Origin of the sequence: Phreatobacter cathodiphilus (assembly GCF_003008515.1) — a bacterium.
GTDB lineage: Bacteria > Pseudomonadota > Alphaproteobacteria > Rhizobiales > Phreatobacteraceae > Phreatobacter > Phreatobacter cathodiphilus.
Genome location: NZ_CP027668.1, coordinates 763,305 through 785,868, shown reverse-complemented (window position 1 = coordinate 785,868; position 22,564 = coordinate 763,305). Strand labels below are relative to the sequence as shown.

Here is a 22,564-nt window from a genome sequence, read left to right as displayed (position 1 = left end):
GTCCGCGGCCAGCTCAACGGCCGGGGCGTTCGCGGGAGGCGCCGGCGGCGGCGAGGCCGTCGAGGTAGCGGGTCCAGGTCGCGTCGTGGTCTCGTCCGAGCTCATACAGGTAGTCCCATGAATAGATGCCGGAGGAATGCATGTCGTCGAAGGTCAGGCGGACCGCATAGTGCCCGACCCGATCGATGCCGATCAGCTGGACGTCCTTCTTCCCCCCGACGAACTTGCGTTCCGACGGCGAATGCCCCTGCACTTCGGCGGAGGGGCTCTCCACCCGGAGATATTCGGCGTCGAGGGCGAAAATGTGCCCGTCGTCGAAACTGACCGTCAGCCTCCGCCGGTCGGCGGAGAGCCGGAGTTCGGTCGGCCAGGCGTGGTGCCGGCCGGTCGCGCTCTCAACGGCGCTGATGTCCGTCATCCGGACCTCCTGGTCTGAGACGTGTCGCAGGACGGTCCGGAGAGGTAGACTGTTCCGTCGCCATCTTCAACGCCGCAGGGGTGACGGCCGGCGGTTTGGCGCCTAAATAGATGGATGAGACGACGCCTTCCCTGGGCGCGCGTCCCGGAGAAGCGCATGTTCGACAGTGCCGCGACGACGAAACCGCTGCCGATGATCGATCCCTTCGGGCGCTCGATCGACTATCTGCGCGTCTCCGTCACCGACCGCTGTGATTTCCGCTGCGTCTACTGCATGTCGGAGAACATGGCCTTCCTGCCGAAGAAGGACCTCCTCACCCTGGAGGAGCTCGACCGGCTGTGCTCGGCCTTCATCGCCAAGGGCGTGCGCAAGCTGCGCCTCACCGGCGGAGAGCCCCTCGTCCGCAAGGATGTGATGACGCTGTTCCGGTCGCTGTCGCGCCATCTCGACCGCGGCGCCCTCGACGAGCTGACCGTCACCACCAACGGGTCGCAGCTCGCCCGCCACGCGGCCGACCTCGCGGCCTGCGGCGTCCGGCGCATCAACGTCTCGCTCGACACGCTCGATCCCGCGAAATTCCGTGCCGTCACCCGATGGGGCGATCTCGACGCGGTGTTGCGCGGCATCGACGCGGCGCTGGCGGCCGGCATCCACGTCAAGATCAACGCCGTGGCGCTGCGCGGCGTCAACGAGGCGGAGATCGAGGGCCTCGTCGCCTGGGCGCACGGCAAGGGCATGGACATTTCGTTCATCGAGGTCATGCCGCTCGGCGACATCGAGCCTTCGCGCCTCGAGCAGTACCTGCCGCTGTCGCTGGTGCGCGCCCGCCTCGCCGAGCGTTGGACACTCAGCGAGAGCGAGCATCGCACCGGCGGCCCGGCCCGCTACGTTGAGGTGGCCGAGACAGGCGGGCGCATCGGCTTCATCACGCCGATGACCCACAATTTCTGCGAGAGCTGCAACAGGGTGCGCATCACCTGCACCGGCACGCTCTACATGTGCCTCGGCCAGGACGACGCCGCGGACCTGCGGGCGCCGCTTCGGGCCTCGGAGGCGGACGACCTCCTGTCCGATGCCATCGACCGCGCCATCGCCCGCAAGCCGCGCGGCCACGACTTCGTCATCGACCGCCGCACCCGCCAGCCCGCCGTCTCCCGCCACATGAGCATGACCGGCGGGTGAAAGATCATGTCGTTCGCCTACGAACGACCGCAAGATTCTGACTTCATTGCAAAAAATACCCTTGGCGTTACGTGACGTTGCGGAATACGCCGCTTTTCAGCCGCATTCCTCCCGCTTAAGCCCTGTTTCGGGCGGATCGCATTGGCGGATCATATTGCGGCGGGCCCGTTCATCTCCGATCACCGTCGTGCGGCGTTACCGAGCGCCCGTACGCTCTGTCCTGAGGCATCCGCGATGACATCCGCATCTTCGCCGCAGCCCGACCCCGCTTTCGTGCGGGAGGCCCTGCGCCGGATCACCGATTCCTCCTTCGTCCCCGCCGGCTCTGTTCCAGCGACCATCCTCACCTATGTGGTCGAGCGCACGCTGGCCGGCGACGACCGCTCGATCAAGGCTTACACGATCGCCGTGGAGGCGCTCGGGCGGCCGCCCGAGTTCAATCCGGACCGCGATTCGACGGTGCGGGTGGCGGCGATGCGGCTGCGCAACGCGCTCGATCTCTATTATGCCGGGCCGGGCGCCGCCGATCCGCTGAGGATCCGGATGGCTCCCGGCAGCTACCGGCCGAGCTTCGAGGCGCAGGATCCGAGGTCCGCAGCCGCGGCGCAGGGCGACACCGAGCCGCCGGCGGCGGCGGAGCCGCAGCGTCGGCGGAGCTTCCTGTCGCCGGCTCACTGGATCATCGTGCTCGGCGCCATCCTGGCGGTGGATCTCGCCATGACGGTGTCGCTCATGGCCGTCCAGATGCGCGGCGACACGGCACCTTACGAGATGCAGCCCAAGCCGGCGCAGAAGCAGGTGCGCGCCGCCGAGAAACCCGCCTCCAGCACCATCGTGCTCGAACGGATCCGCCAGGACGTCCAGCGCAGCTACCACCAGGCGGTGGAGTGACCCGGCCCTCGCGGGGCTGGTGCGACGAAGCGGCTCTCGACCGCCACGCCGGCGGGGGGTAGCAGGGGCGAAGGGACGAAACGACCGGAGCGCCGAAGTGGCCCACTATGACGTGATCGTCGCCGGCGTCGGCGCGATGGGTTCGGCCGCGACCTATCAGCTCGCGCGGCGCGGCCGCCGGGTCCTCGGGCTGGAGCGCTTCGACATCCCTCACGCCATGGGCTCGTCCCACGGCGTCAACCGCATCATCCGCCTCGCCTATTTCGAGCATCCGCTCTACGTGCCGCTGCTGCGCCGGGCCTATGAGCTCTGGCGCGAGACGGAGACGGCCTTCGGCGAGCAGCTTCTCCACGTCACGGGCGGGCTCGACGCCGGTCCCCCCGACGGACGAGTCGTGAGCGGCTCGCTCGCGGCCTGCCGGGAGCACGGCCTCGCGCACGAACTCATGGACGCGGGCGAGACGGCGCGCCGCTTTCCGGCCTATCGCCTCGCCGAGGGGCACGTCGCCAATTTCCAGGCCGATGCCGGCTTCGTCATGAGCGAGCGCGCCATCGTCGCCCATGTCGCCATGGCGCTGGCGGCAGGAGCGGAAATCCACGGCCGCGAGGCGCTCACGGGCTGGGAGCCGACGGCCGGCGGCGGCGTGCGCGTCACCACCACCCGCGGCACCTACGAGGCGGAGCGGCTGATCCTCTCGACCGGCGCCTGGATCGGCGACCACGTGCCGGAACTGGCCCGCCTCGCCGTGCCGGAGCGCCAGGTGCTCGGCTGGTTCCAGCCTTTGAAACCGGCGCCCTTTGCGCTCGGGGCCTTTCCCGTCTCCATCGTCGAGACGCGGCTCGGCTCCTGCTACCAATTCCCGGTCTTCGGCGTGCCGGGCTTCAAGATCGGCCTCTACAACCACCTGAAGGAGAGCGGCCACGCCGACGCCCTGTCGCGCGAGCCCACGCGCGCCGACGAGGCCGCCCTGCGGGCCGTCGTCCGCGAGGTCTTTCCCGAAGCCGACGGCCCGACCCTGGCGCTGCGCTGCTGCCTCTTCACCAACACGCCGGACGAGCATTTCGTCGTCGACACCCTGCCGGGCCTGCCGCAGGTGATCGTCGCCTCACCCTGTTCGGGCCACGGCTTCAAGTTCGCCAGCGTCATGGGCGAGGTGCTCGCCGACCTCGCCACCACGGGACACAGCATGCACGACCTGTCGCTGTTCCGCCTCGCCCGCTTCGCGAATGGAGGTGCAGGGTGACCCCCCTCGCCTCCCCAGCGGTCGAGAGCGGCGCCAACCGCCGCGGCATCATCGCCATGTGCACGGCCATGGCCTGTTTCATGACCAACGACACGCTGGTGAAGCTGGTGGCGGCCGACCTGCCCTCGGGCGAGATCATCGCCATCCGCGGCGGCTTCGCCACGATCATGGTCTTCGCCTGGCTGGTGGCTGCCGGCCACCTGAACGCCATCGGCAAGGTGACCTCGCCCCTGGTTGCCGCGCGGGCGGGGCTCGAGGCGGTCGTCGCGTTCCTCTTCATCACCGCCATCGCCTCCATCCCGATCGCCGACATCACCGCGATCTTCCTCATCACGCCGCTGCTCATCACCGCGCTGTCGGGACCGCTGCTGAAGGAACAGGTGGGATGGCGGCGCTGGTCGGCGGTCGCCGCCGGCTTCCTCGGCATGCTGCTGGTGGTGAAGCCCGGCGGGGCGGGCTTCGTCGCCGGCTCGGCGACCGCCATGGCCCTCGCGAGTGTCGTCTTCTGCGCCGTCCGCGACATGGTCACGCGCTTCATCGATCCACGCATCCCGACCATCGTCATCACGCTGACCACATGCGTCACCGTCGCGGCCTTCGGGGCGGCGATGATCCCGTTCCAGTCCTGGGTGCCGCCGAGCCCGACCCATCTCGGCCTGCTGCTGGCGGCGGCGACGGTCGTCGTCGTGGGCAATCACGCGATGATCCTCGCCTTCCGCGGCGTCGAGGTCTCGCTCGTCTCGCCCTTCCGCTATTCGGTCATGGTCTGGGCCATCGTCTCGGGCATCACGGTCTTCGGCGAATGGCCGGATGCGACGAGCTGGGTCGGCATCGCCCTTATCGTCGGCGCCGGCCTCTACACGCTACACCGCGAGCGGGTGCGGCTGCGGGTGCGCAGCTCGAAGGTGGAGGCTCAGGCCACCCTGCCCTGACGACTGATGGGAGAAGATGTCGCAGGGCGGCCGGAAGGGTCCGGTTCATTGCGCGGAACCGGGGGATTCCGGTTTGAATCTTCCGTGTCGCCCCTGTTGTATGCTGCGCGGCCGTGGCATAGAGAAGCCGCGACGTTTCGGCGTCGAGCCGGCCACTGCACAAGAACAGCGGGGCCGGTCAGCGGGACAGGCAGGTGGGCGATCGAGGGACATGGCGGGCCGCGGTGACGCGGCGGACGCAGCCAGTCGCGAGATACGTTTCATTTCGCCTCGTGCGGCGGAGGTTCCGCCGCGTACGCGTCGACCGGACCGACAGGTCCCGACGAGCGGCCCCGTGAGGTCATGGCCTTCCAGGGGAGTCTACTCGGCATGCAGGGACTGCTTTCGATCAGCCGCGTCATCGACACGGTCAATACCTATATCGGCAAGGCCGCAAGCTGGCTGATCCTTGTGGCGGTCGTCATCTCTGCCGGCAACGCCGTCATCCGCAAGGTGTTCTCGAGTTCGTCGAACGCCTGGCTCGAAGCGCAGTGGTACCTGTTCGGCGCGGTCTTCATGCTCTGCGCGGCCTGGACCCTGCTCGCCAACGAACACATCCGCATCGACGTGGTGAACAGCCTGTTCCCGAAGCGGGTGCGCAACTGGATCGACATCGTCGGCCACACCCTGTTCCTGCTGCCCTTCTGCATCCTGCTGCTCTATGACAGCTGGCCGTTCTTCCTGAAGTCCTACCTGCAGAACGAGCAGTCGATGAATGCCGGCGGCCTCGTCGTCTGGCCGGCCAAGTTCCTGGTGGTCGCGGGCTTCGTGCTCCTGTTTTTCCAGGGCATCAGCGAACTCATCAAGCGCATCGCCATCATGCGCGGCGAACTCGAGGACGTGCATGGCGGCGGCCATCACGAAATGGCGGAAGCAGAAGCGGCCCGCCTGCTCGAAGTCGCGAAGGCCCAGGGCCTTCTCGACGCGGCCAAGAAGTGACGCGTACCGGGAGAGATCAAGTGACCATCCGCCGTTCCCTGTCGGGCGCGCTCGCCGCCGCCGCCCTCACCCTTCTCGCCCTCGCCCTCTTCGCCGAGCCAGCCCAGGCCGCGACCGGCTCCGGCCTCGGCGACTTCGTGCGCGCCAACATGGCCCCGGTCATGTTCGTCGCCCTCGTCTTCTTCCTGCTGCTCGGCTACCCCGTTGCCTTCGCGCTCGCCGCCAACGGCCTGTTCTTCGCGATCATCGGCATCGAGCTCGGCCTGTTCCAGCCGAACTTCCTGCAGGCGCTGCCCGAGCGCATCTACGGGACGATGAACAACGACACGCTGCTGGCGATCCCGTTCTTCACCTTCATGGGCCTCATCCTCGAGCGCTCCGGCATGGCGGAGGACCTGCTCGACACGATCGGCCAGCTCTTCGGTTCGATCCGCGGCGGTCTCGCCTATGCCGTCATCTTCGTCGGCGCGCTGCTGGCCGCCACGACCGGCGTCGTTGCCGCCTCGGTCATCTCGATGGGCCTGATCTCGCTGCCGATCATGCTGCGCTACGGCTATGACCGCCGCCTGGCGACAGGCGTCATCGCGGCGTCTGGTACACTTGCGCAGATCATCCCGCCCTCGCTCGTCCTCATCGTCATGGCCGACCAGCTCGGACGCTCGGTCGGCGACATGTACGAGGGTGCCTTCGTGCCCGGCATGGTGCTGTCGGCGCTCTATGCCGGCTACGTCTTCCTCGTCACCATGACCCAGCCGAAGAACGCGCCGGGCCTGCCGAAGGAAGCGCTGCTCTACATGCAGGACGACGGCAAGCGCGGCACCTGGAAGCTGGGCGTGCTCGTGCTCTTCTCGGCGCTGGTCGCGGTCTTCATCATGAACCAGACCACGGTTCGGGGCGGCGCGGACTTCGTCATCCTGTCCATGTCGGTGGCGGTGCTCGTCGCCTTCATCGCCGTGGTCTGCAACTACTATTTCGGTGCCCGGCGGCTGATCCTCACCGTCGCGATGACGGCGGCGCTGATGGTCGCCTACGTCTTCCTGAGGCAGGGCGGCTACGCCACCTGGTCGCTGATCGCGGAAGCTGCGGCTTTCGGCTTCGCCTATGCGATCTTCGTCGGTCTCGTGGAGCGCTTCGGCAACTTCAAGATGATCTCGCCGATCGCCGAGCAGGTCACCTTCGTCATGGTGCCGCCGCTCGGTCTCATCTTCCTCGTCCTCGGCACCATCTTCATCGGCCTCGCCACGCCGACCGAAGGCGGCGCCATGGGCGCGGCGGGCGCGATGATTCTCGCCATGATGAAGCGCAGACTGACCTGGGACCTGGTGCGCCAGGCGAGCGAGTCCACCGCCAAGCTGTCGGCCTTCGTGCTGTTCATCCTGGTCGGCGCCCGCGTCTTCTCGCTCACCTTCTACGGCGTCAACGGCCACGTCTGGGTCGAGCACCTTCTCGTCTCGCTGCCGGGCGGCCAGGTCGGCTTCCTGATCGTCGTCAACATCATGGTGTTCCTGCTCGCCTTCTTCCTCGACTTCTTCGAGCTGGCCTTCATCGTGGTGCCGCTGCTCGGTCCGGCGGCCGAGAAGCTGGGCATCGACCTCATCTGGTTCGGCGTCATGCTCGGCGTGAACATGCAGACGAGCTTCATGCACCCGCCCTTCGGCTTCGCGCTGTTCTACCTGCGCTCCGTGGCGCCGAAGGAGGCCTATACGGACAAGATCACGGGCCTCAAGATGGAGCCCGTCACCACCATGCAGATCTACTGGGGTGCAGTGCCCTTCGTGGTGATCCAGTGCATCATGGTGGCGCTGGTGATCATCTTCCCGGGCATGGTGCTGCACTACAAGGGCACGGCCTCGACGGTCGATCCGTCCAAGGTCGAGATCCGCATCGACCTGCCGGGCCTCGGCGGCGGCCTGCCCAATATGGATACGCCCGGCGGTCTGCCGGGCCTGGGAGCCCCTCCCGGCCTCGGGGCGCCTCCCGGCCTCGGCGGCCCGCCGCCCGGCCTTGAGCCTCCCGCCGCTCCCCGCAACTGATTTACCGGGCCGTAACGTGAGTTGCGGCCCGTTACTTCTCCGCCCTAGACGCTCGTTCGGCGGACAGGTATCGAAAAGGCTCGCGGAGTGATCCATGAGCTTCCCCCTGACCCATGTCTTCCGAACGGCCGCGCTGGGCATCGCGCTCCTGGTGGCAGGCTGCGCCACGCAGCCGCGGCTTCCGTCGGTGCCGCGGCACGAGAGCCACGAGGCGACCTTCCTCGGCATTCCCGATGCGCGGTTCTCGCTCTCCGGCGATCCCGCCGCGCTCGGGGCCATGTATGCGGCGGCGGAGCGGCGCCGGCAGATGGCGGGCGCCGCCGGCACCGATCACCTGCTAGCGATTTCCGGCGGCGGCGAGAACGGCGCCTTCGGCGCCGGTCTGCTCTACGGCTGGACCGAGCGCGGCGACCGCCCGCAGTTCCGCCTCGTCACGGGGGTCTCCACCGGCGCGCTGACCGCCCCCTTCGCCTTCCTCGGCAGCCGCTATGACGAACAGTTGAAGGCGGTCTACACCACCGTCCAGCGCGACAACATCGCCCAGATCCTGCCCATCCTGACCATCCTCGGCAGCGATTCCGTTGCCGACAGCCGGCCTCTCGCCAATCTCATCGCCACCTACGTGACGCCGGAGATGGTGGAGGAAATCGCGCAGGAATATCGCAAGGGCCGCGTCTTGCTGATCGGCACGACCAATCTCGACCTCGGCCAGCCCATCGCCTGGAACATCGGCGCCATCGCTGCGAGCCCGCATCCGGCGAGGGTGCAGGCGATCCGCGACATCCTGCTCGCCTCCGCCTCGATCCCCGGCGCCTTTCCGCCCGTCATGATGGACGTGATGGTGGGAGGGACACGCCGCCAGGAGATGCATGTCGACGGCGGCGCCACGACCCAGGTCTTCCTCTATCCGAGCAACGCGCCGATGCGCCTCGCGCCGGCCGCCACGCGCCGCGTGCCGCGCGTCGCCTGGATCATCCGCAACGGCCGGACCCAGGAGCTGAGCGAGGAGGTCAAGCGGGGGCTCGTACAGATCGCCGCGCGCTCCATCTCGACGATGATCACCTCGAACGCCATCGGCGACATCTACCGGATGTATCTCGTCACCCAGCGCGATCGGGTGGACTTCAACCTCGCCTATATTTCGAGCCGCTTCACGGTGCCCTACGAGAAGCCGTTCGAGCCGGCCTATATGAACGCGCTGTTCGAGTTCGGCCGCAACGAGATCCGCTCCAACCAGCCCTGGCTGAAGCAGCCGCCGGGCTATCGCCGCTGACGGTCGTCCTCAGCGCCCCGCGAGGAGCGCCTCCACACGGCGGATGGCATCGGCGCGGGCAGCCGGATCGGTGCCCACCATCGCCCGGCCCGAACCGTCGGCGGTGAAGGCGAGGCCGCGGCGCTCGCGCATCGGCATGTCCGGCGCATCGAAGCCGTGGACCGCCCCGGGATAGGTCACGAGATCGACGCGGGCGCCGGCCGCCCGGGCCATGGCGGCATAGTCGCGGCAGGGGCCCGGCGGCGTCCAGTTATCCGCCTCCCCTATGAGCAGGGTGAGCGGCAGGCGTGGGACGATGGCGCGGGCCGCGACGGTGCGGCATCCGGGGTAGAAGACAATGGCGCGGCGGAAGTCGGGGCGGCCGTCGGCGGGCCGATGCCGCGCGGCCAGGGCATAGAGCACGGTGCCGGCGCCGTTGGACCAGCCGACCAGTGTCAGCTCATCGGCGCGGATGCCCGAGCGCGCCTGCAGGAAGGCGCGAGCCGCCATCGCGTCCTCGACCCGCTCGATGCTCTGGCGGACCGTACGCTCCGCAGCGGTGCACTGGGAGCCGAGGCCGCGGGAGGCGAAACTGTCGGGCAGAAGAACCGCGTGGCCCGCGGCGACCCAGCGCTCGGCCCAGTCGCGCTCGCGCGGGACGAGCTCGCCGCGGCGGTTGGTGCTGCCGCCGCAGCCGTGCAGGGCGATCACCGCCGGGAAAGGCCCCGGGCCGGGCGGCACCATCATCCGCGCGGTGATGGACACGCCCGAGGCGTTGGCAAACTGCACCACCTGCTGCGCCAAGGCGGGCGCCTGCTGCGCACAGGCGCCGAGAACCAAAGCCACCGCGCACGCTTTCCGCATGTCCCTGCTCCGTCTGTCATTCTCATGGCGACGACGCCGAGCATAGGCGCGCCGGTGCCCGGGGTGTAGCGGCCTTGGCGAAGGGGCGACGGAAAACGACAAGGTCCCGGCGGATGTCTCCGCCGGGACCTGTTGCCGGGTGGGGAGGCGCGTCAGCCGCGGGCGCGGGCGCGGATCATGAAGGTGTCGAAGGTGTATTCGGCGACCTGCCACCACAGATACTGCTCGCCGCGGAAGGCCATGGTGGAGTCGAGCACCTTCTTGAAGTCGGCGTTCTGGGCGGCCGTCTCGGCATTCACCTCGTTGGCCGCCTTCAGGCAGGCTTCCAGCACTTCGAGCGAGAAGGGGCGGAGCTGCGTGCCGGCAGCCACCAGCTGGCGCAGCGCCGCCGGGTTCTGGGCGTCGTAGCGCGCCTGCATCCACGTGTTGGCGTGGTGCGAGGCGTTGAGCAGGATCGCCTTGTAGCTCGACGGCAGGGCATTGTACTTCGCCACGTTGAACATGTTGTGGAGCATGGCCCCACCTTCCCACCAGCCGGGATAGTAGTAGAACGGCGCCACCTTGTTGAAGCCGAGCTTCTGGTCGTCATAGGGACCGACCCACTCCGCCGCGTCGATCGTGCCCTTCTCCAGCGAGGGATAGATGTCGCCGCCGGCGACCTGCTGGGGCACGACGCCGAGCTTCTGGAGGGCGCGGCCGGCGAAGCCGCCGATGCGCATCTTCAGGCCGTTGAGGTCGGCGACCGTCTTGATCTCCTTGCGGAACCAGCCGCCCATCTGGCAGCCCGTGTTGCCGGCCGGGATCGCGTGGATGTTGTGCTTGGCGTAGAAGGCATTCATCAGCTCCATGCCGCCGCCCTGGAACTGCCAAGCGTCCTGCATGCGCGAGTTGAGGCCGAAGGGCACCGCGGTGCCGAAGGCGAATGTCGGGTCGATGCCGACATAGTAGTAGGACGCGGTGTGGCAGGCCTCGACAGTGCCGTCGCGCACCGCCTGCATGGCCTGCAGGCCGGGCACGATTTCGCCGGCGGCGAAGACCTGAATCTGGAATTTGTTGTCGGTCATCTCCGCGACGGCCTTCGAGAAGATCTCGGCGGCGCCGTAGATGGTGTCGAGCGACTTCGGGAAGGACGACGTCAGGCGCCATTTCACTTCCGGAGCGGTCTGGGCGATCGCCGGGGCGGCGACGGCGGACGCGGCGGCGGCAACCGACGCGGTCTTGATGAATGTGCGGCGCTCCATGAGCTTGTTCTCCCTAAAGGTCCCGCTGTGGAAAATGCGGCCCGTTGGCCGGGCTCGTGAGGCGGACACAACCACAATTCACAGACGCATGCCAGCATTGCGGATTGGCAGTTTTACGCTTTTTGCATGGCTAGGTATTTGAACGTATCTGCCTACCGCCCGCCCGGCAGACCTACCGGGGAGGCTTGACCTCGCGCCCGCCACGGGGATGGTAAGCGTCCCTCAAGCCATCCCAGCGGAGCTTCTCATGGCGAAAGTCGCGTTCCTCGGTCTCGGCGTCATGGGCTATCCCATGGCCGGCCACCTCAAGGCCAAGGGCGGCCATGACCTGACCGTCTACAACCGCACCTTCGCCAAGGCGGAGGCCTGGGTCGCCCAGCACGGCGGCACGGCCGCCAGGACGCCGAAGGAGGCCGCCGCCGGCCAGGACTTCGTCTTCGCCTGCGTCGGCAACGACGACGACCTGCGCGCCGTCACCATCGGCTCGGAGGGCGCCTTCCAGGCGATGGCGAAGGGCTCCGTCTTCGTCGACAACACCACCGCCTCCGCCGACGTGGCCCGCGAGCTGCAGCAGAAGGCCAAGGCGCTCGGCATCGGCTTCGTCGACGCGCCGGTCTCCGGCGGCCAGGCCGGCGCAGAGAACGGCGTGCTCACCGTCATGTGCGGCGGCGAGGAGGCCGACTTCGCCCGCGCCGAGCCGGTGATCATGGCCTTCGCGCGCGCCTGCCGTCGGCTCGGCGGGCCCGGCGCCGGCCAGCTCGCCAAGATGGTCAACCAGATCTGCATCGCCGGCCTCGTCCAGGGCCTGTCGGAGGGCCTGCACTTCGCCCGCAAGGCCGGTCTCGACATCGAGCAGCTCGTCGACGTCATTTCCAAGGGCGCCGCCGGCTCCTGGCAGATGGAGAACCGCCACAAGACGATGAACCAGGACAAGTTCGACTTCGGCTTCGCCGTCGACTGGATGCGCAAGGACCTGTCGATCTGCCTCGCCGAGGCCCGCCGCAACGGCGCCACCTTGCCCGTCACCGCCCTCGTCGACCAGTTCTACGGCGAGGTGCAGACCATGGGCGGCGGCCGCTGGGACACCTCCAGCCTCTTCGCCCGCCTCGAGCGCAAATGAGGGCGCGCGGCCTCAGAGCCGCGCCGCAACCTCGGTCCGCAGGACCGGCAGCAGGTCCTCTTCGAACCAGGGGTGGCGCTTCAGCCATCCCGAGTTGCGCCATGACGGATGGGGCAGCACGAAGACGGCCGGCCCCGTGCCGGCGCTCCTGATGGTGCGCCAGGCTTCCACCGTCTCGGTCAGCGTTCTCCCTGCCAGATGACCCAGACCGAGCCGGCCGAGGTGATAGGCCTGGGCCGTGGCGCCGACGGCGAGGATGAGATCCACCTGCGGCATCGCCGCCATCAGCCGGTCGTGCCAGGCCGCGCGGCATTCGCGGCGCGGCGGCAGGTCGCCGCCTTTGGCGTCGAGACCGGGAAAGCAGAAGCCCATGGGCACGATGGCGATGCGCGAGCGGTCGTAGAAGGTCGCCGCGTCGATGCCCATCCACGACCTCAGCCGGTCGCCGGACGGGTCGGTAAAGGGCCGGCCGGAGGCATGGACGCGGGTCCCCGGCGCCTGTCCCGCCACCAGGATGCGGGCCGTGGCCGAGGGCCAGGCCACCGGTCTCGGCTCGTGGGGCAAGGGCGCGCCCCACGGGCGCTCCACGCAGATGCGGCAGGCGCGGATGGCGGGTTCGAGGGCGTCGAGACTGTCCACGCCCCGTGGGATATCACGCTTTGGCGCTGGGCCGGGCAGCCATGGCGGCATGCCAGCGCTTCAGGTCGACCAGTTCGTCCGGCACGGCGACACGGGTCGGCTTGAGGAAGTCGACGCCGATCATCGCGGTGATGTCGGCATTGGTGAAGCGGTCGCAGCAGACGAAGTCGCGTCCCTTGAGCTGGCGGTCAAGGAAGGCCAGCTCGTCGACGATGCGGCCCTTGTTCACCTCGCCCCATTCCCTGACCTGCGGGACCTCCATGGCGGCCATGGCCGGGTGGAGGTGGCGGAAGGCGGAGGCGATGGTGGCGAGCAGGTTCAGCTCCGCCCGGCGCGACCACATTTCGATCTCGCCGATCTCCTTGGGCGTGCGGCCGAACAGGTTGGGCTCGGGATGGAGCGCCTCGATGTAGCGGCAGATGGCGATGGACTCGCACAGGACCGAGCCGTCGTCGAGCTCCAGGGCGGGCGTGCGCTGGCGCGGATTGACCGCGGCGTAGCTCTCCGACTTCTGCTCCATCTTGCCGAGGTCGATGGTCACCTTGGGAATGTCGATGCCCTTCTCCGCCAGGAAGACGCGGACGCGCCTGGGATTGGGGGCGAGCGGAGTGTCGTAGAGCTTCATGGCAGGCGTCCCACGGTCAGTCCGGCTTATTATCGTGTAACCGCACATCAGCTTCCGGCGAGGGTCAAGCCGGCAGGACGGGGGATGGCGTCAGCGTCCCGGACCGAACAGGGCCCGGCGCAGAGCCCCGACATTCTGCACCTGGGCGGCGGGCGCCGGCTCCTCGGCCATGGGAATGTCGACGGGGGCGGCGACGGGCGGGCTGGCGATGGCCGGCAGCGCCTCCATGACACGCTCGGCGGGGAAGGTGACGGTGACCTCGGTGCCGATGCGGACGGTGGATTTCAGCGTGAAGGTGCCGCCGTGCATGGACACCAGGCCCTGCACGATGGGCAGGCCGAGCCCGGTGCCCTGCTCGGCGTTCTTGATGGCGTTGGAGCCCTGGCCGAAATTGGACAGGACGATGGGGATCTCGTCCTCGGGAATGCCGGCGCCGGTGTCCTTGACTGAGACATATTGCCCGCCCGAGGCCGTCCAGCCGACCTTCAGGGTGATCTCGCCGCCGGTCGGGGTGAACTTGATGGCGTTGGACATGAGGTTGAGCACGATCTGCCGGATAGCGCGCTCGTCGGCCCACAGCTTCGGCATGTCCGGCTCGAACCGCTCGACGATGGTGACGCCCTTGTTCTTGGCGCGCACCTTCAGCAGGTGGTGGCAGTCCTCCACCACATAGGCGAGGGTCAGCGCCTCCTCGTTGAGGTCGTAGCGGCCGGCCTCGATGCGCGAGAGGTCGAGGATCTCGTTGATGAGCGAGAGGAGATGCTGGCCCGAGGAATGGATGTCGCCGGCATATTCGGCATATTGCGGCGAGGAATGGGGGCCGAACATCTCGCCCTTCATCACCTCGGAGAAGCCGAGGATGGCGTTGAGGGGCGTGCGCAGTTCGTGGCTCATCTGGGCGAGGAACTGCGACTTGGCGATATTGGCCATCTCGGCGTTGCGGCGCGCCTCGTCGGAATTGGTCTTCGCCGTCTCCAGCTCGCCGATCAGAGCGTCCTTCTCGGCGCGGGCCTCGATGGTGGCGAGATTGGTCTGGTAGAGCCGTGCCGAGATGATGGCGAAGAAGAGCAGCGTTCCGAGCGCCATGGCGGCGAGCACCGCTCCTTGCATGCCGTGGAGCAGCAGGAAATAGGCGATCACCGTGGCCGCGACGGGGAGCGAGGAGGCGAAGACCGCGACCGGCAGGGTCGAGCCGATCATCGCCGAGACGGCCACCACGATCAGCATGCCGACGAGCAGGAAGTTGCTCGCCTCGGCGACCTGGGTGCGCATGACCACGATGAAGGCCAGGACCCAGGCGAGACCCAGCATGGTCTCGGCGATGACGAAGCGCAGGCGCCAGGAGGCGAGATCCGCCTTGTCGGGAGCGACCTTCTGGAAAGACCGCGCCATCAGAATGCAGAAACCGTGGGCGACGAGGATGATCAGGCCGGCCGCGGCGCCGAGGGCGGGGTTGGTCGCCCAGCCAGCGACCCAGCCGGTGGCCAGCGCAATGAGCGCTACGGCGAATCCGGCCGACTGCTTGTTGTGCGCGAAGACGCGCATCAGTTCGTATTCGAACGAGCGCTTCGTGCCTGTGGTCGAGGTGAGGCGGTCGCGGGCGTCGCGCACCTGACGGACGACGCGCTTGCGGCTCTGGGCTTGCTCGCGCGCCCTCTCGGCCTGCCGGTCGTCCGGCCGTCCGTCTGCCGCACTCACGCCCATTCCGGGGCACCTCTCCAACGCAACGCCACTTCCGGTCCGAAATGTGGCAGAGCTTGATTAACGGGAGGTCGAGATCCATGGTAAACGAACCATGAACATCCTGTCTCGTCCCTGATTCCACCTCCTCTTCGGCCAGTCCATGCTGCGCTTCTCCCGTTTCCGCAGCCTGCGGCCCAATACAGGTTTCCTGTGGCTGCTCATCGCCGTGGCCGCGGTGACGGCTCTGGCGATCCGCCACGCCCTGCAGGGCCCGCAGGCGCGCCGAAGCTTCGGCGGCTATGCGCGCATCGTCGACGGCGACAGCCTCGTGGTCGCCGGCATCGAGGTGCGCCTCCACGGGATCGACGCGCCGGAGCTGTTCCAGCGCTGCAGCCGGGAGGGACGCGAGGTGCGGTGCGGGCGGGACTCGGCCCGCGCCCTCATCGCCATGGTGGCCGGACAGCCGGTGACCTGCGAGCAACGCGACATCGACCGCTACGGCAGGACGGTGGCACTGTGCCGGGCGGAGGACGTCGATCTCGGCAGGGCACAGGTCCTCGCCGGCCATGCCGTGGCCTATGGGGCCTACTACCAGGACGAGGCCATGGCCCGGGCAGCCAGGCGTGGCCTCTGGGCCGGGGAGTTCATCCGCCCGCGCGAGTGGCGCGACCGCCACCGCGGCGGGGCCGCTCCACAGAGCTGACGCGACCGCTAAATGTTTCTGATCGTACCAGTTTCGGGCGCGGGTAACCTTGCGTTAACCATGTTGGCGGAAAGTGCTTCGGCGAGCGATGCGTCTCGTGACCGGATTGCTGATGCCTCCGACGCCGCCCGATCTCCTGCCGCCCGTCATCATCGCCCTCTGCGTGTTCCTGGTCCTTGCCGGCCACGTCACCCTCGAGAGCGGTCTGGTGCGCGCAAAGCATAGCGTCAATGCGGCCGCCAAGCTGCTGGTGCTGGCGGGGATCACCATCCTCATCGTCTGGACGGCCGGCTACGGCATCATGAATGCCGGCGGACCGATCGTCGGCCGTGGGCCCTTCATGCCGGCCGACGGCGGGGCCGACCTCGTCTTCGCCGTGGCCATCGCCTGCGCCGCCGCGACGCTTCTGTCGGGCCCGCTGGCCGAGCGCACCACCCTGCGCGCCTATGCGGCGCTGGTCGCGGTCTTCGGCCTCGCCGTGCTGCCCTTCGTCATGCACTGGGCCTGGGCCGACGGAGATACCGCGGGCTGGCTCAAGGCGACGGGCTTCGTCGACCTCGCCGGCGGCGGCGTGATCCATGTAGCCGGCGCGACGGCCGCCCTTGTCGCCTCCTCCGTGGTCGGGCCGCGCACCGGCCGGTTCAACGGCACGCGCCGCAGCCTGGTGGTGCAGAGCCAGAGCTTCCCCTTCGCCGCCCTCGGCGTGATGCTGCTCTGGCTCGGCTGGTTCGGCATCGCCATCGGCCAGGCGCTGTCCGCCGGGCTCGCGGTGGCACCGGTGGTGATCAACCTGATCCTCGCCGGGGCGGCGGCGATCACCGCGACCTTCCTCGCCAACCAGGTCCGCCCGTCGCGGATCACCGTCGTCCACATCATCCACGCCACCATCGCCGGCGTGGTGGCTGCCTCGGCCGCAGCCCACCTCCTGCATCCCATGGGGGCGGTGGCGCTCGGAGTCGCGGGCGCGGGCGCGGCGCTCGCTGGCGCGCGCGCGCTGGAGACGGCGGAGATCGACGACGCGCTCGGGATCGCCTCCGCCCATCTCTTTCCCGGCGCGATCGGGGTTCTCGCGGTGGCCTTCTGCCAGCCGGGAAATCTCCTTGCCGTCCTCGCGCTGCAGGCCGCCGGGCTGCTCGCCATCGTCGCCTGGGCGGCCGCCGTCATGGGGGCCGCGGCCTACGGGCTGCGCTTCGTCATGCGGCTCAGGGTCGGGGCGGAGGAGGAGCGCATCGGCCTCAACGTCACCGAACACGCCATGACGACCGACGTCGCCATGCTGGTGAGCCAGCTCGGCGCGCTCAACCTCAATGCCGGCGCCTTCGCCTATCTGGAGGCCGATTCCGACGGCGAACTCGGCCAGATCGCCCGCGAATACAACCGCGCGGTGGACATCTTCCAGGCGCAGATCAAGGGCGTGAAGGAGAAGCTGACGCTCGCCGAGGCGGCGGCGGAACAGGCCAACGACCTCAATGCGCGGCTCGCCGGCGAGGTTCAGGAGCGCGAGGAGCGGCTGGACGCGGCGACCCGCGAGGTCGCTTTCCTGACCGACCAGGTGGCGCGCGCCCTCATCGCCGTGGAGACCCTCAAGGGCGTCCGCTCGGGGCTGGTGCGGCTGATCGGCCGGACCTTCCGCCAGCCGATCGAGCGCCTGCACCTGATGGCGCGACGGGCGGCGTCGAGCCGGCACCAGGACGACATCGACGCCCTGATCGAGGCCGCGCGCGAGGAATCGGCCCGGCTGGCCCGCCGTCTCGCCGACGTGCTCGACTATGCCCAGGCCTCCGCCATCGAGAGCCCGCCGACCGGCGACCAGGCGCCGATGGAGAAGCTGATCGGCGAGGTCAACCTGCTCTACCGGCCGCGTGCCGAATCGAAGGGCGTGAAGTTCCGCGTGGTCTGGACCCCGGAAATCTCCTCCATGTCGGCCAACGCGGTGGCGTTGCGCAAGATCATGGGCGAACTCGTCAACCACGCCATCGCCACCACGCCGCGCGGCGGCATCGTCAATTTCTCCGCCAAGCGGGGACCTGGCGGCGAACTGGTGCTCGACGTGGTCGATTCCGGCGCCGGCGTCTCGCCGGGCGAACTCGCCCAGGCGCTCGACCCGCTCAGCGAGGGCAGCGGGACCGGCGAGGCCGAGCTCGGCCTGGCCCTCGTCAAAAAGCTCATCGACCTGCACGGCGGCGCGCTGACCATCCGGTCCAAGCCGGGCGCCGGCACGCAGGTTCGCGCCACCATCCGCGCCGAGCATCTCGGAAGGCCGCTGGCGGCGGCGGGCTGACGCGGGGGTTCGGCGACAGGCTTGAGCGTCGCCTTCGGAGATGGTTCCATCTGCCGGGCCGGGGAGACCGAGGGATCACGCAATGCACATAGGCCCGCCACTTCTGGTCGCCGCCCTGGCGGTTGCTGCCGTTCTCGTCCCCTCGGGCGCGAGCGCCCAGCGGGCACGCGACCGGATGGCGACGGGCGCATGCGAGTTCCGCGCGATGCCCTCCCGTTCGACGCCGGGATGCATGGTGATCGTCGGCTTCAGCAACGGCACGCGCGTCGGCGAATACCGGCCGAACGTCGATGGCCAGCGGCGGCTCGTCGGGACCACGCCCGCCTGTCTCGCCAATCCCTCCTACGCTCGCGAGCTCGGCCGACTGATCGACTCGAACCGCGTCGCGTTTCGGGGCCGCACCATCTCCCTGGACGAAACCTGCCGTCGGGAACGCTGAACGACGGCCGAGGGCCCCTCCCTCTCGACCTGACCGGCCGGATGCGGCATGGTCCGCGCTCCCGCGTTCCTCACGGCGCCCCGCCGAGCACATCCCGCTGAGCCATGGCCAACCATCTCTTCGATCTCGTTCGCCTCTACGGCACCGATGCCACCAAAACCTTCATCGAGACCGAGGACGGTACACGCTTCACCTATGACGACCTGTTCGCGGCGACCGGCCGCTTCGCCAACGCCCTGGTGGCCTCGGGCGTGAAGCCGGGCGACCGGGTGGCGGTCCAGGTGGAGAAGTCGCCCGGCGCGATCTTCCTCTATCTCGCCTGCGTGCGCGCCGGCGCCGTCTTCCTGCCGCTCAACACCGGCTACACGCTCGCCGAGATCGAATATTTTCTCTCCGATGCCGAGCCGGCCATGGTCGTCTGCGATCCCGCCCGGCGCGACGGCGTTGCAGAAGTTGCAGCGCGCACCGGTGTGCCTGCTGTCGAAACCCTCGGGCGGGCGAAGGACGGCTCGCTCTGGCAGAAGGCCAACGCCCAGCAGCCGGTCTTCGACTCGGTGGCGCGCGGTGCGGACGACCTCGCCGCCATCCTCTACACCTCGGGCACGACGGGGCGCTCCAAGGGCGCCATGCTCACCCATGACAACCTGGCCTCCAACGCCCTGACGCTGAAGGACTACTGGAATTTCACGCGCGACGACGTGCTGCTGCACGCCCTGCCGATCTTCCACACCCACGGGCTCTTCGTCGCCACCAACACCATCCTGATGGCAGGTGCGACCATGCTGTTCCTGCCGAAGTTCGACGCCGACAAGGTGTTCGAGCTGATGCCGCGGGCCACCACGATGATGGGCGTGCCGACCTTCTACGTCCGCCTCGTGCAGGACGCGCGCCTCACGCCCGGCACGACGCGCCACATGCGCCTGTTCATCTCCGGCTCGGCGCCGCTGCTCGCCGAGACGCACCGGGCGTTCCGGGAGAAGACCGGCCAGGCGATCCTCGAGCGCTACGGGATGACCGAGACCAACATGAACACCTCGAACCCCTACGAGGGCGAGCGCATTGCCGGCACGGTCGGTTTCCCGCTGCCGGGCGTCGAGCTGCGCGTCACCGACCCGGAGACGGGCGCTCCCGTCGCCAGGGGCGAGATCGGCATGATCGAGGTGAAGGGCCCGAACGTCTTCAAGGGCTACTGGCGGATGCCGGAGAAGACGGCGGCCGAGTTCCGCGAGGACGGTTTCTTCATCACCGGCGACCTCGGCAAGATCGACGAGAACGGCTATGTCCACATCGTCGGCCGCGGCAAGGACCTGGTGATTTCCGGCGGGTACAACGTCTATCCGAAGGAAGTCGAGACCGAGATCGACGGCATGGCCGGCGTCTTCGAGAGCGCGGTGATCGGCGTGCCGCATCCCGATTTCGGCGAGGGCGTCACCGCAGTGGTGGTGCCCACCCCCGGTGCGAAGCTCGACGAGGGTGCCATCCTCTCGGCGCTGGAGACGCGCCTCGCCAAGTTCAAGCTGCCGAAGCGGGTGATCGTGGTCGAGGACCTGCCGCGCAACACGATGGGCAAGGTGCAGAAGAACGTGCTGCGCGAGACCTACAAGGGCATCTACGGGGGGTGAACTGCGGCCCTGCCGCCGCCGCCCGTCACCCCCGGCCTAGCGCGGCGAGCGTAAGGAGGTCCAGGGGCCGGAAGCGCCGCCCCCTCCTTCCTGTCCCGCGAAGGAGGCCACCAGCTTCAAGGGACCGCTCTGCAACTCCTGGATCCCCTTCCCTCGCCCTTCGGGCTCGCCGGGGGTGACGGAAGGCGGCCCGACGTTTTACCGATGTCGCCCCGGCACGGCGTCTCACTCCACCGTCCGTCACCCCCGGCCGAGCGCAGCGAGGGGAAGGGGGTCCAGGGGCCGGAAACGCCGCACCTCGTCCTTTCCCGCGAAGGAGGCCACCAGCTCTTGAGGGACCGCCCGGCACCTCCTAGACCCCCTTCCCTCGCCCTTCGGGCTCGCCGGGGGTGACGGGAATAGCGGGGGCGAGGCAGGGCTCAGGGTGCTCCGGCCAACTCGCCATAAAGATCCCGCCATTGCGGGTTGTCGCGCTCGATAAGGCGAAGCTTCCACGCACGGTTCCACCCCTTGATCTGTTTTTCACGGGCGATGGCGGCGGCGATGCCGTCGTAAGGTTCCATCCACACCAGCCGGTGGACGCGATAGCGTCGGGTGAAGACCGCACCGGCTCCGGACCGGTGCTCAAAGGAACGCCGACCGATGTCGTTCGTCACGCCGACATAGAGCGTTCCGTTGCGCCCACTGGCGAGGATGTAGACGTAGAACGGTCCGGCGCCCGGCAACTCCTGGACCCCCTTCCCCTCGCTGCGCTCGGCCGGGGGTGACGGAAGGCGCAGCAGAACGACGCTAGGGCGTCCCTGCGCGGGCCTCAAGACCTGACGCGACGGCTGCCAGGATCACGGGTTGCCGCTGGCCACCCGCCGCACGTCACGCCCGGCCGAACCCAGCGAGGGGAAGGGGTCCAGGGGCCGAAGGGCTCGAGCGCGGGCCGTCGGTGCAATGGCGTCACACTGCTCGATACCGCGCCAGCACCCGGTCGACGAAGAACCCGGCCGATCCGAGGTAGCCGGCGGGGTCGAGAAGTTCGGCGAGGCGGTCGCGCGGGGCATGGGCGGTGATCTCACCATCCTCGGCCAGCACGTCGAGGAGGTCCCTGCCCTCGCCCACCGCCTTGCGACAGGCGGCCTCGATGCGGTCGTGGGCGGCGAGGCGGCCGAGGGCGGGGGCGAGCGCCATCTGCACCGCTTCCGCCATGAGCAGCCCGCCGGTGGCGCCGAGATTGGCGCGCATGCGCTCGGGCTTCACCTCCAGCCCCTCCAGCAACTCGGCGAGGCGTGCCATGACCCCGCCGGTGAGGCGGGCGAGTTCGGGCAGCGCCAGCCATTCCGACTGCCAGCCGCCGGCAGCGCGCTCGTGCTCGCCGGCCCCACCCGCCGCGATGGTGGCCAGGAGCTGCGGCGCGAGGCCGGCTGCCCCCAGGATGGTGGCGGAGAGCGCCGGGTTGCGCTTGTGCGGCATGGTGGAAGAGCCGCCGCGGCCCGGCGCCGCCGGCTCCAGCACCTCGCCGACCTCGGTCTGCATCATCAGGGCGACGTCGCGGGCGACCTTGGCGGCTGAAGCGACAAGGCCGGCCATGAGGCTCGCGGCCTCGAGGATGCGGTCGCGCTGGCCGTGCCAGGGCGTTTCGGGCAGCGACAGGTCGAGGCGCGCGGCGAGCAGACGGGCGACCTCCGGCCCCGTTGCACCCAGGGAGGCGAGCGTGCCCGCGGCACCGCCGAACTGGAGGGCAAGGATACGCGGGCGGGCTTCGGCGAGGCGGTCGCGATGGCGCATCAGCGCGTCGAGCGTGCCGGCCATCTTGAGGCCGAAGGTGATGGGCAGGGCCTGCTGAAGCCAGGTGCGGCCGGCCATGGGCGTGTCGCGATGGGCCTGCGCCAGCGCGGCGGCGGCGGCCATGGCACGCGCGAGATCGACCTCGATGAGCCTGAAGGCCGAGCGCAGTTGCAGCACCAGGCCGGTATCCATCACGTCCTGGCTGGTGGCGCCGTAGTGGACCCACTTGGCGGCTTCGGCGTCGGCCGCGCGGACTTCCGCCGTCAAGGCCTTGACCAGGGGGATGGCCGTGTTGCCGGCCATGCCGGCGGCGTCGGCCAGCGCCTCGATGTCGATGCCGCGCCGCGCCACGACGGCGGCGATGGCGGCAGAGGCGGCGGCGGGAACGACGCCCGCCTCGGCCTCGGCGGCGGCGAGAGCCTCCTCGACCGCCAGCATGGCGGCGACGGTCGCGGCGTCGGACCAGACGGCCTCCATGGCGGGCGAACCGAAGAGCGGCGCGAGAAGCGGCGACGGCATGGGAACCTCGTTGCAGGCGGGCTCCAGCCTTACCAGAGCGCGACGCTCGGCACCAAGCCGCGGCGAGGGAACACCGGCGGCCCTCGCGGGTTGGGTGTTTCGAAGCGGTATGGCCATAGGAGG

Annotated in this window: 20 protein-coding genes; 12 read left to right on the top strand and 8 right to left on the bottom strand. The window is 69.1% G+C overall.

What is annotated here, in order from left to right; translation table 11 throughout:
* Nucleotides 1-13: 13 nt before the first annotated feature.
* On the bottom strand, nucleotides 14-418 hold the full coding sequence (locus C6569_RS03885) for a gamma-butyrobetaine hydroxylase family protein (RefSeq protein WP_106747605.1): 405 nt from the start codon (nucleotides 416-418) through the stop codon (nucleotides 14-16).
* 156 nt (nucleotides 419-574) lie between these two features.
* On the opposite strand from C6569_RS03885, the gene moaA reads away from it, so the two are divergent.
* The 7 genes from moaA (at nucleotide 575) to C6569_RS03850 (ending at nucleotide 8,950) form a co-directional block, all read left to right on the top strand.
* A complete protein-coding gene (gene moaA / locus C6569_RS03880) occupies nucleotides 575-1,600 on the top strand; it encodes a GTP 3',8-cyclase MoaA (RefSeq protein ID WP_106747604.1) in 1,026 nt (341 codons plus the stop codon).
* Between the two features lie 234 nt (nucleotides 1,601-1,834).
* Nucleotides 1,835-2,491: a hypothetical protein gene (locus C6569_RS03875; RefSeq protein WP_106747603.1), complete on the top strand. Its 657-nt coding sequence runs from the start codon at nucleotides 1,835-1,837 to the stop codon at nucleotides 2,489-2,491.
* A 97-nt stretch (nucleotides 2,492-2,588) separates the two neighbouring features.
* A complete protein-coding gene (solA, locus tag C6569_RS03870) occupies nucleotides 2,589-3,734 on the top strand; it encodes an N-methyl-L-tryptophan oxidase (protein ID WP_106747602.1) in 1,146 nt (381 codons plus the stop codon).
* Nucleotides 3,731-4,666 carry a DMT family transporter gene (locus tag C6569_RS03865; protein ID WP_106747601.1) on the top strand — a complete coding sequence of 312 codons (936 nt, stop codon included), beginning with the start codon at nucleotides 3,731-3,733 and terminating at the stop codon, nucleotides 4,664-4,666. The genes solA and C6569_RS03865 overlap by 4 nt, the downstream gene beginning before the upstream one ends.
* A gap of 369 nt (nucleotides 4,667-5,035) precedes the next feature.
* Complete coding sequence (locus tag C6569_RS03860) at nucleotides 5,036-5,644, top strand: TRAP transporter small permease subunit (RefSeq protein WP_106747600.1); 609 nt, start codon at nucleotides 5,036-5,038, stop codon at nucleotides 5,642-5,644.
* Nucleotides 5,645-5,793: 149 nt separating this feature from the next.
* Nucleotides 5,794-7,677: a TRAP transporter large permease gene (locus tag C6569_RS03855; RefSeq protein ID WP_106750886.1), complete on the top strand. Its 1,884-nt coding sequence runs from the start codon at nucleotides 5,794-5,796 to the stop codon at nucleotides 7,675-7,677.
* A 94-nt stretch (nucleotides 7,678-7,771) separates the two neighbouring features.
* On the top strand, nucleotides 7,772-8,950 hold the full coding sequence (locus C6569_RS03850) for a patatin-like phospholipase family protein (RefSeq protein ID WP_106747599.1): 1,179 nt from the start codon (nucleotides 7,772-7,774) through the stop codon (nucleotides 8,948-8,950).
* Between the two features lie 9 nt (nucleotides 8,951-8,959).
* Here the strand turns inward: C6569_RS03850 and C6569_RS03845 are convergent, their stop codons facing one another.
* On the bottom strand, nucleotides 8,960-9,793 hold the full coding sequence (locus C6569_RS03845) for a dienelactone hydrolase family protein (RefSeq protein ID WP_106747598.1): 834 nt from the start codon (nucleotides 9,791-9,793) through the stop codon (nucleotides 8,960-8,962).
* Nucleotides 9,794-9,945: 152 nt separating this feature from the next.
* Nucleotides 9,946-11,034 carry a TRAP transporter substrate-binding protein gene (locus C6569_RS03840; RefSeq protein ID WP_106747597.1) on the bottom strand — a complete coding sequence of 363 codons (1,089 nt, stop codon included), beginning with the start codon at nucleotides 11,032-11,034 and terminating at the stop codon, nucleotides 9,946-9,948.
* A gap of 247 nt (nucleotides 11,035-11,281) precedes the next feature.
* Here C6569_RS03840 and C6569_RS03835 point away from each other — a divergent pair, with 247 nt between their 5' ends.
* Nucleotides 11,282-12,154 carry an NAD(P)-dependent oxidoreductase gene (locus C6569_RS03835; protein ID WP_106747596.1) on the top strand — a complete coding sequence of 291 codons (873 nt, stop codon included), beginning with the start codon at nucleotides 11,282-11,284 and terminating at the stop codon, nucleotides 12,152-12,154.
* A gap of 12 nt (nucleotides 12,155-12,166) precedes the next feature.
* On the opposite strand, the gene C6569_RS03830 is transcribed toward C6569_RS03835, so the two are convergent.
* The 3 genes from C6569_RS03830 to C6569_RS03820 all read right to left on the bottom strand — a co-directional run bounded on the left by C6569_RS03830 (nucleotide 12,167) and on the right by C6569_RS03820 (nucleotide 15,116).
* A complete protein-coding gene (locus C6569_RS03830; RefSeq protein WP_106747595.1) occupies nucleotides 12,167-12,844 on the bottom strand; it encodes a uracil-DNA glycosylase family protein in 678 nt (225 codons plus the stop codon).
* A complete protein-coding gene (locus C6569_RS03825; RefSeq protein ID WP_106747594.1) occupies nucleotides 12,807-13,418 on the bottom strand; it encodes a glutathione S-transferase family protein in 612 nt (203 codons plus the stop codon). Before C6569_RS03825 ends, C6569_RS03830 begins: the two co-directional genes overlap by 38 nt.
* Before the next feature lie 90 nt (nucleotides 13,419-13,508).
* Complete coding sequence (locus tag C6569_RS03820; RefSeq protein WP_245898224.1) at nucleotides 13,509-15,116, bottom strand: sensor histidine kinase; 1,608 nt, start codon at nucleotides 15,114-15,116, stop codon at nucleotides 13,509-13,511.
* Nucleotides 15,117-15,261: 145 nt separating this feature from the next.
* Between C6569_RS03820 and C6569_RS03815 the strand changes: the two genes are divergently transcribed.
* The 4 genes from C6569_RS03815 (at nucleotide 15,262) to C6569_RS03800 (ending at nucleotide 20,146) form a co-directional block, all read left to right on the top strand.
* Nucleotides 15,262-15,804, top strand: a complete 543-nt coding sequence (locus tag C6569_RS03815) for a thermonuclease family protein (protein WP_106747592.1) — start codon at nucleotides 15,262-15,264, stop codon at nucleotides 15,802-15,804.
* Between the two features lie 112 nt (nucleotides 15,805-15,916).
* Entirely contained in the window at nucleotides 15,917-18,085 is a 2,169-nt protein-coding gene (locus C6569_RS03810; RefSeq protein WP_181313897.1) for an ATP-binding protein, read from the top strand.
* Nucleotides 18,086-18,167: 82 nt separating this feature from the next.
* A complete protein-coding gene (locus C6569_RS21655) occupies nucleotides 18,168-18,524 on the top strand; it encodes a hypothetical protein (protein ID WP_146144726.1) in 357 nt (118 codons plus the stop codon).
* Nucleotides 18,525-18,628: 104 nt separating this feature from the next.
* Nucleotides 18,629-20,146 carry a malonate--CoA ligase gene (locus C6569_RS03800; RefSeq protein ID WP_106747589.1) on the top strand — a complete coding sequence of 506 codons (1,518 nt, stop codon included), beginning with the start codon at nucleotides 18,629-18,631 and terminating at the stop codon, nucleotides 20,144-20,146.
* A gap of 419 nt (nucleotides 20,147-20,565) precedes the next feature.
* Here the strand turns inward: C6569_RS03800 and C6569_RS03795 are convergent, their stop codons facing one another.
* Both C6569_RS03795 and C6569_RS03790 read right to left on the bottom strand, forming a co-directional pair.
* Nucleotides 20,566-20,871, bottom strand: coding sequence for a GIY-YIG nuclease family protein (locus tag C6569_RS03795; RefSeq protein ID WP_106750885.1), 306 nt, complete (start codon nucleotides 20,869-20,871; stop codon nucleotides 20,566-20,568).
* A 223-nt stretch (nucleotides 20,872-21,094) separates the two neighbouring features.
* Complete coding sequence (locus C6569_RS03790) at nucleotides 21,095-22,441, bottom strand: 3-carboxy-cis,cis-muconate cycloisomerase (RefSeq protein WP_106747588.1); 1,347 nt, start codon at nucleotides 22,439-22,441, stop codon at nucleotides 21,095-21,097.
* Nucleotides 22,442-22,564: the final 123 nt, after the last annotated feature.

Excerpts from the sequence above, each read along its gene's own strand:
- C6569_RS03840 (WP_106747597.1), bottom strand. The coding sequence starts at position 11,034 with ATGGAGCGCCGCACATTCATCAAGACCGCGTCGGTTGCCGCCGCCGCG.
- C6569_RS03815 (WP_106747592.1), top strand. The coding sequence starts at position 15,262 with ATGCTGCGCTTCTCCCGTTTCCGCAGCCTGCGGCCCAATACAGGTTTC.
- C6569_RS03845 (WP_106747598.1), bottom strand. The coding sequence starts at position 9,793 with ATGCGGAAAGCGTGCGCGGTGGCTTTGGTTCTCGGCGCCTGTGCGCAG.
- C6569_RS03810 (WP_181313897.1), top strand. The coding sequence starts at position 15,917 with ATGCCTCCGACGCCGCCCGATCTCCTGCCGCCCGTCATCATCGCCCTC.
- C6569_RS03800 (WP_106747589.1), top strand. The coding sequence starts at position 18,629 with ATGGCCAACCATCTCTTCGATCTCGTTCGCCTCTACGGCACCGATGCC.
- C6569_RS03885 (WP_106747605.1), bottom strand. The coding sequence starts at position 418 with ATGACGGACATCAGCGCCGTTGAGAGCGCGACCGGCCGGCACCACGCC.
- C6569_RS03850 (WP_106747599.1), top strand. The coding sequence starts at position 7,772 with ATGAGCTTCCCCCTGACCCATGTCTTCCGAACGGCCGCGCTGGGCATC.
- C6569_RS21655 (WP_146144726.1), top strand. The coding sequence starts at position 18,168 with ATGCACATAGGCCCGCCACTTCTGGTCGCCGCCCTGGCGGTTGCTGCC.
- C6569_RS03875 (WP_106747603.1), top strand. The coding sequence starts at position 1,835 with ATGACATCCGCATCTTCGCCGCAGCCCGACCCCGCTTTCGTGCGGGAG.
- C6569_RS03835 (WP_106747596.1), top strand. The coding sequence starts at position 11,282 with ATGGCGAAAGTCGCGTTCCTCGGTCTCGGCGTCATGGGCTATCCCATG.
- C6569_RS03825 (WP_106747594.1), bottom strand. The coding sequence starts at position 13,418 with ATGAAGCTCTACGACACTCCGCTCGCCCCCAATCCCAGGCGCGTCCGC.
- moaA (WP_106747604.1), top strand. The coding sequence starts at position 575 with ATGTTCGACAGTGCCGCGACGACGAAACCGCTGCCGATGATCGATCCC.
- C6569_RS03830 (WP_106747595.1), bottom strand. The coding sequence starts at position 12,844 with ATGCCGCCATGGCTGCCCGGCCCAGCGCCAAAGCGTGATATCCCACGG.
- C6569_RS03860 (WP_106747600.1), top strand. The coding sequence starts at position 5,036 with ATGCAGGGACTGCTTTCGATCAGCCGCGTCATCGACACGGTCAATACC.
- C6569_RS03855 (WP_106750886.1), top strand. The coding sequence starts at position 5,794 with ATGGCCCCGGTCATGTTCGTCGCCCTCGTCTTCTTCCTGCTGCTCGGC.
- C6569_RS03790 (WP_106747588.1), bottom strand. The coding sequence starts at position 22,441 with ATGCCGTCGCCGCTTCTCGCGCCGCTCTTCGGTTCGCCCGCCATGGAG.